The organism is Dokdonia sp. LLG6352-1, from assembly GCF_045055815.1.
Taxonomy (GTDB): Bacteria; Bacteroidota; Bacteroidia; order Flavobacteriales; family Flavobacteriaceae; genus Dokdonia; species Dokdonia donghaensis.
This window is the reverse complement of sequence record NZ_CP159329.1, coordinates 2409374-2425891: the sequence shown is the minus strand read 5'-3', so window position 1 is coordinate 2425891 and position 16518 is coordinate 2409374. Positions and strand designations below refer to the sequence as shown.

Here is a 16518-nt window from a genome sequence, read left to right as displayed (position 1 = left end):
AGAATGAGTATAAAAAAATACGTTGAGTTTAGAAAAAAACGTGAACTAGGTGATGTTATAAGTGACACATTTAAGTTCTTAAGGACTAATGCAAAACCACTTTTTAAAGTACTTGTACGCACTTGTATTATTCCGTTTATTTTACTCATCGTAGCAATAGGTTTTTATACAAACGAGTCTTCTGGGGCAAACTTGATTGCAGCACTAAGTACTGAGAGTGATATAATAGGTTTTGTACTAGCCGGTTGTGGTCTTGCTATAGCTGGCATTATCTACAACTCTATGTTATATGGCAGTACTTCTGAATATATAAAAGCATATGTCGCAAGTGGTGAGGCACCTGAGACAGATGCTATTGTAGAGACTATAAAAAAGAAAACCGGAAACTTTCTTGCTCTAGGTTTTGTAAACCTACTTATCGTACTTGGAGTTGCGCTTATTCCTGCAGGTATTGGAGGATTTTTAATCGCCTCTGGGTCTAATGCAATGGGCGTTATCTTATTATTACTTTTGTTTTTCCCACTGTTATATATTTATACAAAGCTTATGGTTATTTTTCCTGCAATGGTAAATAAAGAGCTTACCGTTGTAGCCTCATTAAAAGAAAGCTGGAGACTTGTAAAAGATGAGTGGTGGATGACTTTTATCACCGTTATTATAATGGCATTTCTAATAGGTATTATAGGTTTTGTCTTTCAGATACCTGTATTAATTTATACCATTATCAAAACATTTGCGGCTGTAGATGCTGGATCTATGAGTGACCCCGCTGCTTTATATGATACCGTCTCTATAACCCTACAAACCCTTGCATCTGCTATGAATTATATATTATACGTAATCCTTGCGATTGCTATAAACCTCATTTACTTTAACCTTAATGAGCGCAAAGACCAGTCTGGAAGCTTAGATCAAATAGACAGTATAGGTCACACTAATGCATAGACAGCTCTTTCTTATTACGTTTTTCTTTATTTCGCTTTGCGCGAAAGCAACCATCGTACAACAAAATGAAGATGAGACAACCGCCGAAGAAATAGCTGTAGAAGAAACAAATAGACCAGAACAAGTTTATAATGACCCTAGAGGCGTCATAATCTATGATGAAGAAAAAGTCTCACCCTTTACCATAGATGAAGCTACCGTAAGAGACTTTCAAAACGACGATGAGTTTAATTACAAAGAAGCGATTCCAGAAGATACCTGGTGGACTCGCTTTAAACAAAAACTCAATGATATTTATAGCAGCTTTATAAGATGGCTCACTGGTGGTGATGAAGCATCTGGAGTATGGAGGTTTGTGGTAGAGATACTTCCCTACCTACTTATGGCAGGGCTTCTAGTATTATTTGTCTATATATTTATGAAGATAGATAGTGGTTCTCTATTAATGGAAAATGTAAAAGCTCCCGAAGCCTTAATCTCAGATGATGAAGAACTCATACAGCGCCAAGACCTAAATGAGCTTATAGACGAAGCCATAAAAGATGGTAATTATAGACTCGCTGTACGGTTTTATTACTTATTTATCCTTCAGCAATTGAGTACAAAAGACCTTATAGACTGGCAAGTTCAAAAGACTAACCACGACTATATCTTTGAGATTCAAAACACGCAGCTTCAGGGTGATTTTAGAAAAGTAACAGATATTTACGATTATATCTGGTACGGTAATTTTGAGGTAGATAAGACCGCTTTCGCGAAAGCGGAAACCCATTTTAAATCTATAAAAAATCAGTTATGAGTAATAAATATAAGGTCTTAGCCGGTGTGCTGCTCCTTGCTCTTGCTCTGGTGATTTATATGGAGTCTGGGGAGAAAGATGAAGTAAACTGGTTTCAGAGTTATTCTAAAACAGATAAAATACCTTACGGTACGTACGTACTGCACGACCTGCTCTCAAACAGTCGTACCCAAGATAATTTTAAGGAGGTGAGACAACCACCTTATGAGTTTCTTGATGATAGTACGACGGTCTCTGGCACCTATTTATTTATAAATCAATACATACTCTTTGACGAAGCCGAGTCAAAAAAACTACTCTCGTGGGTAAGTAAAGGTAATACACTATTTATAGGCTCAAGAGGTATAGGCGAGACTATACTAGATACACTTAATTTGAGCACAGATTTATTTTATGATCTGGATAATCTAGAACGTAAGCCTCTTGTAAACTTAGTTAACCCTGCACTACATCGCGAGCGCCCATTTTACCTAGATAAAGAAACTACAGCAGGTTACTTTGACCAAGTAGATACACTTACTACAGTAGCCTTAGGAGAGTTTAGCCTTATGGTAGATAAAGACACGCTGCATATGGAGGAGCCTCGAGTAAATTTTGTCAAGCAGCCCTTTGGCGATGGAGAGATTCTCATACACTTAATGCCAGAAGTATTTACAAATTACTTTGTTTTAAGAGAAAACAATTATAAATACACTCAGAACGTACTTTCATACATAGATCAAAAGAAAGATCTTTTATGGGATAATCACCATAAAAATGGTAAGACCGTTTACTCTAGTCCGTTGTATATTTTCTTAAGAAATAGATATTTAAAATGGGCATACTACATCCTACTTATCGGTACGGTCCTCTGGGTAATCTTTGAAGGAAGACGCAAGCAACGTGCAATACCTATTGTAAAACCATTACCTAACCAGACGCTTACTTTTACAAAAACTATTGCTGGTATGTACTTTGATAAAAAAGACCATAAGAGCATAGCCCTTCATCAAATTAATCACTTTCTTGAATTTGTACGAAGTACCTATAATCTAGATACCAATTTTATAAACGATGAGTTTATAAAAAAACTGGCACTAAAGAGTGATAATACTCTTGAAGAAACGAGATTACTCATTAATTACATAGTATCCTTACGCTCTAGACAAGCACTTACTCAAGAGGACCTTTTAGAACTCAATAAACGCATTGAAGCATTTAAAAAACAAAACTAATGGACGATATCACACCACAAGATTCTGAGCACACTACAGATGGACTTCCACAAGAAAACGTACCACAAAGTGAAGGTATGGCTTTTGAGAATCGTATACCGCTAGAAGAATTACGTACTGCTGTAGAGGCTATACGAGCAGAGCTAGGTAAAATTATTATAGGTCAGCACGAGTTTATAGAGCTTCTTATTGTGGCATTGCTTAGTGATGGTCACGTGCTCATAGAAGGTGTTCCTGGTATTGCAAAAACGGTAACAGCAAAGCTATTTGCCAGAACACTTGATACCGCCTTTGGACGTATACAATTTACACCAGATCTTATGCCTAGTGATGTACTAGGTACCTCTATACTTAATATGAAAACTAGTGAGTTTGAGTTTAAGCAAGGGCCTATATTTTCAAATATTGTACTTATAGATGAGATTAACCGTGCTCCTGCAAAAACGCAAGCAGCCCTCTTTGAGGTGATGGAAGAGCGCCAGGTTACTATAGATGGTACAAAGTATAAGATGGACCCACCATTTATGGTACTAGCAACACAAAACCCTGTGGAGCAAGAAGGAACGTATGCGCTTCCAGAAGCACAACTAGATCGTTTCTTATTTAAAATAAAAGTAGACTACCCTACCCTTGAGCAAGAGGTAGCTATCCTACAGAGTCATCACGACCGTAAGGGAGGTGCACCACAAGCTGCTATTGCATCTGTACTTGACCCTGCAAAACTTGCAACCTTTAGAAAACAAGCACAAGAGGTGATTATAGAAGAGAAGATTCTTAACTATGTGGCAGAGATTGTTGTAAAATCACGTACACATCCTCATTTATACTTAGGCGGTTCTCCTAGAGCATCACTAGCTATTATGAATGCGTCAAAAGCATTTGCTGCAATCGCTGGACGAGACTTTGTTATCCCAGAAGATGTAAAACGTGCTGTGGTACCAGTAATGAGACACCGTCTTATTATGGCTCCTGAGCGTGAGATGGAGGGAATGACTACAGAGCAAGTGATAGATATGATTGTACAATCTGTTGAAATACCTCGATAGTATTGGCCATTATTAGATTCATAAAAGGATTATTTTTACACCAGCGTCTATTTTATGGACTGGCCGTACTAGCTTTGCTATACCTTCTCTCCTACTGGTTTCACAACCTTTTTGGAATTACAAACATTTTATTATTGGTGTTTTTGCTTGTGGTATTTACAGACACCCTAGTCCTCTTTCGCGGAAGCGGAAAAATTAAAGCAACACGTGCACTTCCAGAAAAGTTTTCTAATAGTGACATTAATGAACTTAAGGTCACACTAGAAAATAAATATCCATTTTCCGTATCTCTTGATATTATAGATGAGATCCCAGTGCAGTTTCAAAAGCGAGACTTTAGTAAGCATATTGAGATACCAGCCAGGGAGTCTAGTTCATTTAGCTATACATTACGACCTACAGAGCGTGGAGAGTACGTTTTTGGACATCTTAATTTATACGCTAGTACAAAACTAAAATTAGTAAGAAGACGTTACCGCTTTGAGAAAGACCAGATGGTAAAGGTATACCCCTCTTTTATCCAGATGAAGAAATATGCCTTTCTCGCACTAGACAATAGACTCACCTTACACGGTATGAAAAAAATACGCCGTATAGGTCACACTATGGAGTTTGAGCAGATTAAAGATTACGTAACAGGTGATGACGCTCGTACTATAAACTGGAAGGCGACGGCAAAGAGAGGTAGCCTTATGGTCAATCAGTTTCAAGATGAAAAGTCACAGCCCGTTTATGCATTAATAGACGCCAGCCGGGTGATGAAAATGCCTTTTAAAGGACTTACCCTACTAGATTATGCCATAAATAGTACCCTTGCGTTTTCTAATATTGCGCTTAAAAAGAAGGACAAAGTAGGTATGCTCACCTTTGCCGAAGAGGTGAAAAATCACCTCCCTGCTAGTAGCAAGAAAACCCACCTCCAAACCATACTAGAGGTACTTTACAATATAAACACTAAGTTTTTAGATAGTGACTATGGTGGTTTATATAATCAAGTAAAACGTAAGATCACACAACGTAGTTTATTATTACTGTACACAAATTTTGAACATATTACTGCGCTAGAGCGACAGTTACCTTATTTAAAAGCACTTTCGCGAAAGCATATTCTCGTCGTTATTTTCTTTCAGAATACAGAGTTAGATCAACTTATTACAAAACCCGCAACCTCCTTACCTGATGTCTATCATAAGACTATTGCTCAAAAAGCAGATTATGATAAAAAAGTTATGGTAGCACGTCTAGAACAATATGGAATACAAACCATATTAACAAAACCAGATGATCTCACCGTAAATACGATTAATAAATATCTAGAGATTAAAGCACGAGGTATATTATAATACTATGATTTATCTCTCATAATTCGTTCAGACGGAGTCTAATTTTTATATTTGTCCCTTAACTAAACCCACAACAAATGTCGTTGTCACCACTTCAAGCCATCTCACCTATAGATGGTAGATATGCTTCAAAAACCGAAGCCTTAGTTCCCTTCTTTTCTGAAGCTGCTTTAATAAAATATAGAGTAAAAGTAGAGATAGAGTATTTTATAGCTCTTTGTGAGTTACCACTACCGCAACTTACCGGTGTAAATAAAAACATCTTTACAGACTTACGTGATATCTACCAGAACTTTACAATAGAAGATGCGCAAGCTATAAAGGATATAGAGAAGATAACAAACCACGATGTCAAAGCGGTTGAGTACTTTATTAAAGAAAAATTTGACGCTCTTGAGCTGTCAGAGTTTAAAGAGTTTATACACTTTGGACTTACTTCACAAGATATAAATAACACTGCAATTCCTTTATCACTTAAGGATGCGATGAATCAATCTTACATCCCACAACTACTGGAAGTTGTAGATCACTTACGCCAGCTCGTAGATGAGTGGGAGAATGTACCATTACTAGCACGCACACACGGGCAACCAGCCTCTCCTACTCGCTTAGGGAAAGAAATACAAGTCTTTGTAGTACGTATAGAAGAGCAACTTAACTTGCTTAATGATATCCCGAGTGCGGCAAAATTTGGTGGAGCTACAGGTAACTTTAATGCACACAAAGTGGCATACCCACATATAGACTGGAAAGCTTTTGGACAATCTTTTGTGCACGATACACTTAAGATGCAACACTCATTCCCGACTACTCAAATTGAGCACTACGACCATATGGCGGCACTCTTTGATGGGTTAAAGCGTATTAACACCATTCTAATAGATCTTGACCGTGACTTCTGGACATATGTCTCTATGGATTACTTTAAGCAAAAAATTAAAGCGGGTGAGGTAGGATCTAGTGCAATGCCACACAAAGTAAACCCTATTGATTTTGAAAACAGTGAAGGTAACTTAGGTATTGCAAATGCAATTTTTGAACACCTTTCTGCAAAGTTACCTATCTCTAGATTACAACGTGATCTTACTGATAGTACGGTTTTACGTAATATAGGTGTACCATTAGGACACACACTTATAGGTTTACAGTCTACAGTAAAAGGTTTAAATAAACTCCTTATAAACGAAGCAAAAATCGCTGCAGATCTTGAAAACAACTGGGCAGTAGTTGCAGAGGCAATACAGACCATTTTAAGACGTGAAGGCTACCCTAATCCTTATGAGGCACTTAAAGAGCTCACACGTGTAAACAGTAAAATTACACAACAGTCTATGGCAGAGTTTGTAGATACGCTTGATGTAAGTTTAGATATCAAGAATGAGCTTAAAGCTATTACACCTCAAAATTATACAGGTATATAGTTTAAGAACGCTTTCGCGAAAGCGGAATTACAATAATAAAAGAGATGGCTATAAGTCGTCTCTTTTTTTATACTATAAACCAAAGCACTGTAGACACGACAAGTCCAACAATAGCAATAAGTGAGGTCATTACTGTCCACGACTTAAAGGTTTCTTTTTCTGTAAGGCCAAGGTACTGTTTTACAAGCCAGAAGCCGCTATCATTTACGTGAGAAAAGATACTCGCACCAGAAGCTATGGCTATAACAAGCACAGCTAGTTGAGGTGCACTAGTCTCAGAGAGGCCTAACAGTGGCGCTGTTATACCAGCAGCGGTAATCATTGCAACGGTTGCACTCCCTTGTAAAACACGGACAATAGCTGCGACTATAAACCCAAAAATTACAGGAAGAAAGATATCACTGCTCAAACTTTCTGCTATCATTTTACCGGCTCCAGTATCTATTAATATTTGTTTAAAAGCACCGCCGGCACCCGTAAGTAATATAATAACTCCTGCTGGGTACAGTGATTTTGTAGATATATCTAATAATTCACTTCTAGAAAATCCTTTCTTTATTCCTAAAAAGTACCAAGCAACTAGATTTGCAATAATAAGCGCCACAAATGGGTGCCCCAGAAGATCTGCCCCATATATAAGCCACGCTGGCAACTCCCCTTCTGCAAATAACGGACTATTAAGCACCGTGTTACATACTATTAAAAATATCGGGATTGCTATGATGAGTAATATGGTTCCAGCACTAGGAGCGTTATCTGGGACTTTCATCTCAGAAAACATATCTTCTGGTGTCTCGATATGCATTCTTTTTGATAAATACTTTGCAAGCATAGGCCCAGCAATTATAGCAGAAGGTATACCCGCTATAAAACCAAAGATGATGACATAACCTAAATCTGCTCCTAAAATTTCGGCGACGGCTATGGGGCCTGGCGTAGGTGGTATAAATGTATGTGTGATGGCAAGTCCTGCAAGTAAGGGTATAGCATACAACAGTAATGACTTCCCTGTTTTCTTTTGTAATGCATAGATGATCGGGATAAGTATAATAAATGCCACATCAAAAAACACAGGTATCGCTACAAAGAAACCTGTAAGCATTACTGCCCAAGGAGACTTTTCTATCCCAAACTTACTTAACAAAGATGCTGCGAGCCTTTGAGCACCACCAGAACGTTCTAGTATGGCTCCAAATAAAGCTCCTAGACCTACTACAGTGGCAACAAAACCAAGGGTTCCGCCCATTCCATTCTTTACAGAATCTAGTATAGACGATGGTTGCATTCCAGCAATAACTCCTACGGAAATACACGTGATAAGCAATGCAAGGAAGGCTTGCATTTTTAATTTTAAAATAAGAAATAGTAATATTGAGATGCCTATTATAACAGCAAAGAGTAGTTGGTAATCCATAAATTATGCTTCTATTTCTTTTAAAATGTCTGTAAGTATTTGATCTGTATTTTGAGCAACAGATACTTTTATGCCGTATGACGGAACTTCAAGTGTGTCATATTGTGATTGTAACAATGAGGGATTAAAAAAGTGATTTTCCCTTGATGCAAGTCGCTTACTTATAGTCTCAAAACTCGCATCAAGATAGACAAAGTTTTGTTTTGCTTTCGCGAAAGCGTTATCACTATACAATCGCTCCCTATACACCTCCTTGAGAGCAGAGCACGCTAGAACTGCACCTTCTGCCTGTGACCACGTATTTATTTTAATCGCTAGCGCATCCAGCCACGGCCACCTATCACTATCTTGTAAAGGCTTCCCAGAAGCCATTTTATCAATATTTACTTGTGGGTGAAAATCGTCGGCATCATAAAATGGTAGGTCTAGAGCTGCCGCAAGTTTTTTACCTATAGTGGTTTTACCGCAGCCAGAAACGCCCATAACTACATATACCACACTCATTAAAAAAGGGTGTTTGTCGTGCTACTTGCACTTTGTGGTACGCGTAAATTAATCCCTAACGCAGGGTTGAGTCGCTCTATAAAATAGGCAGATAGTAAGGTGGACTCCTGCTCGATGTTTTGATGTATAAAAAAATGAATTTTACGCAAGCCAAGACTCACCCAGTAAGTAAGTCGCTCTACCCAAGCATCTAGTCGTGCATAATCACTAGGATGGTTTGCCCCTACATAACGTATAAAAGCCTCTCCATTTGTTAACCTCATATGCATAATATCTCGCCTTCCAGCAGTGTCTACCAGAACATTTGCCATATTATGCTCTTCTAGAAGGGTATATAATCGCTCTGCAGTATCTGAGTTATTAAACCAGTCTGTATGCCTAAACTCTAACGCGATGGGAAGCGCTTCTGGCCAGTGGTTTACAAAATTATCTACACGGTCAAAATCTTTGGGTTGAAAATTATTGTGCATCTGTAAGAACACGGTACCCAGCTTTTCTTTGAGCATCGCCACGTGATCTACATACTCTGGGATAAAATCTTGAGCATCTATAAGTCGCTTACGGTGGCTTATCATATTTGTGATTTTTGGGAAGAATTTAAACCCCTCTGGCGCTTTATTATACCACTTTTCAAACTGCTCTTTTGGGAACAGCCTGTAAAATGTAGCGTTGAGCTCTATACTATTAAACTGCTTTGCATAATATGAAAGCTCGTCTTTAGTTCCTCTGGGGTAAAAACCTTTGAGCTCTGCTTTATTCCATTTTGCACAACCTACATAGACTTCTAGATTTTTGTTTTGCGCTTTCGCGAAAGCGTCCTCAATCACACCTCTAGTTGCAGGGTGATCTGGAGGTAAGGTAAAATCAATTAACTCTGGTTGCTCTACGGCGCCAAATTTCATACTCTTAAATTTTTATAATATGTTCTTTACTGTGACTAAAAATTTATCATATCTAAAGAACTACGGGTTTAAAGATAATGTAAGTACACAAAAGATGATATTTTATTGAATAACTTGTAACATTATGCGCTCTTAATAGTCTTATGTGCAAACAAGAATCATTAACACAACATCATATGAAAACTATCAAATTATTACTAGTTGCCGTTATCGTAAGTTTTACCACAATGGCACAGGCACAAACAGCCGAAGAAATCATTGCAAACTATTTTGAAAACACAGGCGGGATGGATGCCTGGAATTCTCTGGAAGCTCTAAAATTTGAAGGAGCGATAAAAGTTCAAGGTATGGAACTACCTATGACAATGATACAGACTAAAGAAGGAAAACAACTTTCTGTTGCAGAATTTCAAGGAATGAAGTTTTACCAAGGTGTTTTTGACGGTGAGACTATGTGGAATACAAACCAAATGACAATGGCTGCCGAAAAGAGTGATGCAGAGACTACTGCCAATGCAAAGCTAGAGATGAATGACTTTGGTGATCCATTTTTAAACTATGCAGATAAAGGGTATACCGTAGAACTTTTAGGTAACGAGACTATTGAAGGGACAGAAACTTATAAAATAAAACTCACAAAAGAACCTACAATGGTAGATGGTGCAGAAGTACCTACCGTAGCATACTACTATTTTGATATGGACAACTTTGTACCTATTGTAATAGAGCAAGATCTACTTACAGGTCCAGGTAAAGGAATGACAGGACAGACTAAATTAAGTGACTATCAAGAAGCTGGCGGAATATATTTTCCTTTCTCTATTGTAGCTGGTGCAAAAGGTCAACCTGGAGGACAAGAAATTGTAATTAAATCTGTTGAAATTAATCCCGAAGTATCTGATGAGATGTTTGCTTTTCCAGAAGGAAAATAAAAAACATATATAACATAATCCCCAAGACTACTTGGGGATTTTTTTAGCGCATATTTTAAGAAAATATCAATCCAAACCAACCCATATGAAAACTAAATACATCCTCCTAGGTCTGTGTATTGCTGCACTAAGCATACCTACCCAGGCACAAGAAATTGCCCTCAAGGGTAAAGAACTCTTTGGCGACATTACCGCTAGACAGATAGGACCCGCGCTTATGTCTGGTCGTATTATAGATATGGAAGTTCACCCTACTAATGCACAAATAATATACACCGGTACCGCAGGTGGTGGTGTATGGAAATCTCAAGATGGAGGTGCTAGCTACGCTCCTATTTTTGATGATCACATACAGTCTATAGGTCAAGTGGCTATAGACCCTACAGATCCAGATCAAACGGTATGGGTAGGTACAGGAGAAATATGGACACGTAACTCAGTCTCTGTAGGAGACGGACTTTATCGCACAAAAGATGGTGGTAATAACTGGCAAAAAATACCAGGTTTTGATAACAGTGAGCGCATCTCTGGTATTGAGATAGATCCTAATGATGGTAATACAGTGTATGTAGGTGTGCTGGGTGCATTATGGAGCGATAGTGATGATCGTGGTGTTTACAAAACAACAGATGGCGGTAAGACTTGGGAAAAAGTTCTTTACATAAATAATACGACAGGTGTTGCAGATCTTATTATGGATCCTAGCAACTCAAACATACTCTATGCTTCTATGTGGGAGTTTAGACGTACGGCTTGGGATTTTAACTCTGGTGGTGTTAACTCTGGTCTGCATAAATCTACAGATGGAGGTAAGACCTGGAAAAAAATACACAATGGTTTTCCAGAAGGTAAATTAGGACGTATAGGTGTTGCAGTAGCACCTAGTGAGCCTAGCATTGTCTATGCGGTAATCGAGTCAGAACAAGAAAAAGATAAAGGATTATACAGATCTGAAGATGGCGGAGCAAACTGGAAACGTACTAATGGAGACTTCTCACTTACTGTGCGCCCGTTTTACTTTTCAAGAATAGTAGTAGATCCAAAAAATCCTGATGTAGTAGTAAAAGGTGGTCTTAGTGGTTCAATATCTCGTGATGGTGGTAATACCTTCAAACCTTTGGGCAATATGCACTCAGACATACACGATATTGTTTTTGACATAAACAATTCTGATATGATGCACGTGGGTACAGATGGTGGCGTATATCGCTCTTGGAATGGTGGTACAACAATGGAAATAGTATCTAACCTTCCTTTATCTCAATTTTATCACATCTCTGTAGATAATGCAGAGCCTTATAATATTTACGGTGGTTTACAAGACAATGGTTCTTGGTACGGTCCATCTTCTTCTCCAGGTGGGATTGAAGCTAGAGACTGGACACGTGTAGGCGTAGGTGATGGTTTTAGAGTACTACCCCACCCTACTAAGGACATCTTATATTCTGAGATGCAAGGTGCAGATAATGTGTGGCGTTATGATATGAAGCGCAACTACACAAAAAATGTAAAACCACTACCTGCAAAGGGAAGCGCAGATCTACGCTTTAACTGGAACCCTCCTATGGCAACAAGTACACACCAGCCAGATCGCTTTTATATGGGGAGCCAGTTCTTACACGTGAGTGAAGATATGGGTGACACCTGGAAGGTAATCTCTCCAGATCTTACCACAAACGACCCAAAGAAACAAGAAAAAAACTCTGGAGGACTCTCTGCAGATAACTCGGGAGCAGAAACACACACCACGATATTTACCATTGCAGAATCACCTATAAATGAAAAAGTTATTTGGGTAGGTACAGATGATGGCAATGTGCAAATAACACGCGACGGTGGTGCAAACTGGACTAATGTAGTTGCAAATATACCAGGCCTACCAGCAAATACTTGGGTATACCACATAGAAGCATCTGTGCACGGTGCCGGAACTGCATATGCAGTTTTTGAAGGACACGCAAGAGGTGATATGAAACCTTATGTGTATAAAACTACAGATTATGGTAAAAGCTGGAAAAGTATCACCACAGATGATATTACAATGTTTGCACGCAACATTCAAGAAGATTATGAAAATGAAAATCTACTCTTTTTAGGTGCTGAAGACGGATTATACATCACCGTAGATGGAGGTCTTAATTGGTCAAAATTTACGAATAACTTTCCAGCGACCGCTGTTCACTTTCTTGATTTACAAAAACAAACTAATGACCTTGTTGCTGGTACTCACGGGCGTGGTGTTATTATCATAGATGACATAAGTATCTTAAGAGATATAAAGCCAGAAATACTAGACAAGAATGTACACTTTTTTGATACTAAGCCAGGTACAATGATAGAAGAAGGCGGTTTTGGCGGCGGAAGCACAGAGCTTGAGTTTGTGGGCCCTAACCCTGGAAATGCTCTCAAAATCAAATACTACCTAAAGAAGAGACACACCTTTGGTAAAATGACGCTTGCCATACAAGATATGGAGGGCAATGAGATAACAACGCTTGCGCCAGGTAAATCAAAAGGAATAAACATTGTCTCTTGGAACTATGCAAGCAAGTCACCTAAGCTTGCCGCGGCAAAGACATTTGCCTTTGGAGGGTTTACTCCAGTAAGAGTACAGGCAGGAATGTATAAAGCGGTCCTTAAAAAAGGTAAGGACACTTATGAAACAACTTTTGAAGTAAAGAATGATCCAAAATCATTTATTACAGCACCAGAAAGAAAGGAGCAATATAAAACTTCAAAACAACTTTTTGATGTTCAAGAAGATCTAGCATATATGGTGTATCAAATCAACTTGATGGTAAACAGTGCTCAAGATGCCGTAGAGGCAAATGCAAAAGCAACAAAGGTTGCACAACCACTCATAGATGATCTTAATGAGCTTAAAAACACACTAGTAGTTACCACAGGTGATAACTACGTAGGTACTGCTCCACCACAACTTAGAGAAAAGTTAAGTACACTGTACAGTGATGTTGCTTCAAACTACGAGGCACCCAGCTCTGCTCAAAAGGAGAATATAAACTTACTACTAGAACGATTTAATACTGCAAAAGCAGACTTTGAAAAGATTAAATCAAAACGCCTAGTGAAGTTTGAAAAATACTTAGAAAAGCAAGAAATGAAGTCTATTAACTTTGATACTAAAGAAGCCTTTTTAGATAGCAAAGAGTAAACGATAATCACTCATAAAAAATCCCGATGTGCCACTGCATATCGGGATTTTTTATTTTTACGCTTTCGCGAAAGCGGACACCTATTTTATATAAACTGTCTTTTTATTTACAAACTCTTGTATACCATCTAGCGATAGCTCCCTACCGTAACCTGAAATCTTAGTCCCACCAAAAGGTAAGTTAGGATTACTCTTGACCATATCATTTACAAATACTGCACCATCGTCAAAAAGTGGTATGAGCTTCTCTATGCGCGCCGTATCTTGAGTAAAAATTGATACTCCTAACCCAAAATCTGACTGGTTTACAAGATCTACAGCTTCCTGATCATCTTTAAAGCGGGTCACTCCTATCACAGGCCCAAAGGTTTCTTCTTTAAAAATACTCATCTCTGGTGTTACTCCAGTAACAATCGTAGGCTCAAAATAGGCTTTCTGTCTATGACCTCCTACGAGCACTTTGGCACCAGCATCTACCGTTGCTTTGAGTTGCTCTTCAAGTTCTATAGCGAGGTCTTCACGTGCCATTACTCCTATGTAGGTATCTTTATCAAGAGGGTCACCAGACTTTAGTTGTGTTACCGCTTTCGCGAAAGCGTCTATAAATTTATCATATACCTTATCGTGTAGCAAGAGTCTTTTACCAGCGATACAGCTCTGCCCCGTGTTTTGAAAACGCGCCTGAACACAAGTGGCAACTGTTTGCTCAAAATCACAATCGTCAAAAACCACTAAGGCATTACTGCCTCCTAACTCAAGTACAGATTTCTTAATCTCACTAGCTGCTGTACTAGCCACGGCAGCACCAGCCGGTTTACTCCCCGTAAGAGTGATTGCCTTTATGCGAGCGTCACGCACGATATTTTCTATACGATCACTACCCACGGGCATATTTTGAAATACGCCTTTAGGTAAACCTGCTCGTTCAAAAACTCTCTGGATGTTCTGGGCGCTTTGCATCACATTACTTGCGTGCTTAAGTACTCCTATATTACCCGCCATAAGTGCAGGCGCTATAAATCTAAAAACCTGCCAGAAAGGATAGTTCCAAGGCATTACGGCTAGCACAACACCTATAGGTTCATAACGTACATAACTTTTTGTAGCGTCTGTTTCTATTATTTTTGGTGCGAGGTGATCTGGAGCATTATCTGCATAATATCTACATACCCACGCACATTTTTCTACCTCGGCGATGGCTTGTGTTATGGGCTTTCCCATCTCAAGTGTCATAGTTTTTGCATAGTCCTCCTTATTTTTTTCTAGCTCTAAGGCAACATTGTGTAAATGCTCTGCACGTTCTGAAAAGCTTGTGGTACGCCATTCTAAATAAGTGTGCTGTGCTAGGGCAAGCGTTTCTTCAATTTCTTGAAGATTAAAAGCTTTAATTGTTGCAACTTCTTCGTTATTATATGGGTTTGTTGAAGTAATATTCATAGTCTATTTTTTTATAAAGTTACACCGCCTATAAAGGATTGTGTGTATGGTTAAGAGCATTTTAACGCAACATAGGTAAAAGGTCTTAACAAAATGTGAATTGGTTTTGTTTTAAGAAAGTTTGCAAACTTTAAACGTACTTTTAAAACTACCAACCATTATTATGAGCATTATACAACAATCTACTACAACTACAATTTCTGAAGCATTTAATAATGCGACAGAGAGCTTTATAGAACAGCTACCGCAAATCACAATGGGTGTACTCATTATTGTGTTAGGAGTTTTAATAGCTGGATGGATAGGCCGTTTTGCAAGAAAGAGAATTTCGGCTAGAACAGACGATCCTTTAATGAGCAAATTTTTGGGCACCGCTATTAAGTACCTGATAATTATAATTACTATAATGCTGGCATTACGTGCAGCGGGACTTGCTGGCGTAGCTACGGGAATACTCACCGCCGCCGGTGCAAGTGCTGTAGTACTAGGGTTTGCATTTAAGGATATAGGCGAAAACTTTATAGCAGGTATTATTCTTGCGTTCAATAGACCTTTTGATGTGGATGATACCGTTATGGTAGGGTCAAATTTTGGGAAAGTAAAAACTCTTGATTTAAGATATACAAAGCTCAAAACCTTTGACGGTAAAGATGTTTATATACCTAATAGTGATGTACTCACAGAGCCCGTAACAAACTACACAGAAGATGGTTTTTACAGATGGGACTTTGTAATAGGTATTGCTTATGAAGATAATATAGAAGGTGCAAAAGAAACCGTACTCAGAGCTCTTGCAGATGAGCCTAATGTTATTAATGACGAGATACACGAAAACTTTGTTATAGAAGATGAACTTGCAACAAGTACCGTAAATCTTAAAGTTTTCTTTTGGGTAGACACTAAAGACTTTAGAAAACAAGCAATGATCACAAAGGGTAATGTGGTACGTAAAGTAAAAGAAGCACTAGAAGATGATGGCTATTATATGCCAGCAGATATACAAGAAATTAAACTCTATGGCGGTGTAAAAGAATTCCCGCTTAGTTTTAATAAGAATACTAATTAAATTAAAAATAGATAACTATGGAAATAATATTTGAATATCACGACGTAACTGCAAGTGCTGAGTTAGAAGCTTTCGCGAAAGCGCAATTAGAAAAACTTGTAGATAAATATCAATTTATACACAGAGCAGATGTGTTTTTTAAACTTGAAAACACCTCAAGTGACGAGACAGGAAAAATTTCTGGAGTACGTATAAGTATGCCTGGTCCAAGATTATTTGCCGAGCATAGCTCTGATGACTTTTACCCTTCACTAAAGGAAGCGATAAATGAAGTAGAAGTCCAGTTAAGAAAGAAAAAAGAAAAAATGCAAGCTCACCACTAA

14 protein-coding genes are annotated in these 16518 nt (G+C 38.3%); 10 read left to right on the top strand and 4 right to left on the bottom strand.

Going from position 1 to position 16518, the window contains the following annotated elements:
• The first annotated feature begins 3 nt into the window (after positions 1 to 3).
• The 6 genes from ABVM49_RS10885 (at position 4) to purB (ending at position 6768) form a co-directional block, all read left to right on the top strand.
• Positions 4 to 945, top strand: a complete 942-nt coding sequence (locus tag ABVM49_RS10885) for a hypothetical protein (RefSeq protein WP_405201910.1) — start codon at positions 4 to 6, stop codon at positions 943 to 945.
• Positions 938 to 1744 carry a DUF4129 domain-containing protein gene (locus tag ABVM49_RS10880; RefSeq protein ID WP_405201909.1) on the top strand — a complete coding sequence of 269 codons (807 nt, stop codon included), beginning with the start codon at positions 938 to 940 and terminating at the stop codon, positions 1742 to 1744. The genes ABVM49_RS10885 and ABVM49_RS10880 overlap by 8 nt, the downstream gene beginning before the upstream one ends.
• Positions 1741 to 2958 carry a DUF4350 domain-containing protein gene (locus tag ABVM49_RS10875; RefSeq protein WP_405201908.1) on the top strand — a complete coding sequence of 406 codons (1218 nt, stop codon included), beginning with the start codon at positions 1741 to 1743 and terminating at the stop codon, positions 2956 to 2958. Before ABVM49_RS10880 ends, ABVM49_RS10875 begins: the two co-directional genes overlap by 4 nt.
• Positions 2958 to 4004, top strand: a complete 1047-nt coding sequence (locus ABVM49_RS10870) for an AAA family ATPase (protein WP_405201907.1) — start codon at positions 2958 to 2960, stop codon at positions 4002 to 4004. The genes ABVM49_RS10875 and ABVM49_RS10870 overlap by 1 nt, the downstream gene beginning before the upstream one ends.
• 8 nt (positions 4005 to 4012) lie before the next feature.
• A complete protein-coding gene (locus ABVM49_RS10865) occupies positions 4013 to 5347 on the top strand; it encodes a DUF58 domain-containing protein (protein ID WP_405203673.1) in 1335 nt (444 codons plus the stop codon).
• 77 nt (positions 5348 to 5424) lie between these two features.
• Entirely contained in the window at positions 5425 to 6768 is a 1344-nt protein-coding gene (gene purB, locus ABVM49_RS10860) for an adenylosuccinate lyase (protein WP_298348690.1), read from the top strand.
• Positions 6769 to 6835: 67 nt separating this feature from the next.
• Here purB and ABVM49_RS10855 read toward each other — a convergent pair whose 3' ends face one another.
• The 3 genes from ABVM49_RS10855 to ABVM49_RS10845 are packed head-to-tail and all read right to left on the bottom strand — an operon-like array spanning position 6836 to position 9588.
• The gene (locus tag ABVM49_RS10855) at positions 6836 to 8182 is read right to left on the bottom strand and encodes a GntP family permease (protein WP_405201906.1); all 1347 of its coding nucleotides are present in this window, start codon (positions 8180 to 8182) and stop codon (positions 6836 to 6838) included.
• Positions 8183 to 8185: 3 nt separating this feature from the next.
• Entirely contained in the window at positions 8186 to 8686 is a 501-nt protein-coding gene (locus ABVM49_RS10850) for a gluconokinase (protein WP_405201905.1), read from the bottom strand.
• Complete coding sequence (locus tag ABVM49_RS10845; protein WP_405201904.1) at positions 8686 to 9588, bottom strand: DUF72 domain-containing protein; 903 nt, start codon at positions 9586 to 9588, stop codon at positions 8686 to 8688. Before ABVM49_RS10845 ends, ABVM49_RS10850 begins: the two co-directional genes overlap by 1 nt.
• Before the next feature lie 176 nt (positions 9589 to 9764).
• Between ABVM49_RS10845 and ABVM49_RS10840 the strand changes: the two genes are divergently transcribed.
• Both ABVM49_RS10840 and ABVM49_RS10835 read left to right on the top strand, forming a co-directional pair.
• Positions 9765 to 10520, top strand: a complete 756-nt coding sequence (locus ABVM49_RS10840; RefSeq protein WP_021778882.1) for a hypothetical protein — start codon at positions 9765 to 9767, stop codon at positions 10518 to 10520.
• 85 nt (positions 10521 to 10605) lie between these two features.
• On the top strand, positions 10606 to 13692 hold the full coding sequence (locus ABVM49_RS10835; RefSeq protein ID WP_405201903.1) for a WD40/YVTN/BNR-like repeat-containing protein: 3087 nt from the start codon (positions 10606 to 10608) through the stop codon (positions 13690 to 13692).
• 81 nt (positions 13693 to 13773) lie between these two features.
• Here ABVM49_RS10835 and ABVM49_RS10830 read toward each other — a convergent pair whose 3' ends face one another.
• Positions 13774 to 15129 (bottom strand): NAD-dependent succinate-semialdehyde dehydrogenase, encoded by a 1356-nt coding sequence (locus ABVM49_RS10830; RefSeq protein ID WP_405201901.1) that lies wholly within the window; start codon positions 15127 to 15129, stop codon positions 13774 to 13776.
• 163 nt (positions 15130 to 15292) lie between these two features.
• Between ABVM49_RS10830 and ABVM49_RS10825 the strand changes: the two genes are divergently transcribed.
• Entirely contained in the window at positions 15293 to 16195 is a 903-nt protein-coding gene (locus ABVM49_RS10825) for a mechanosensitive ion channel family protein (protein ID WP_021778879.1), read from the top strand.
• Positions 16196 to 16212: 17 nt separating this feature from the next.
• Positions 16213 to 16518 carry a ribosome hibernation-promoting factor, HPF/YfiA family gene (gene hpf, locus ABVM49_RS10820; RefSeq protein WP_405201900.1) on the top strand — a complete coding sequence of 102 codons (306 nt, stop codon included), beginning with the start codon at positions 16213 to 16215 and terminating at the stop codon, positions 16516 to 16518.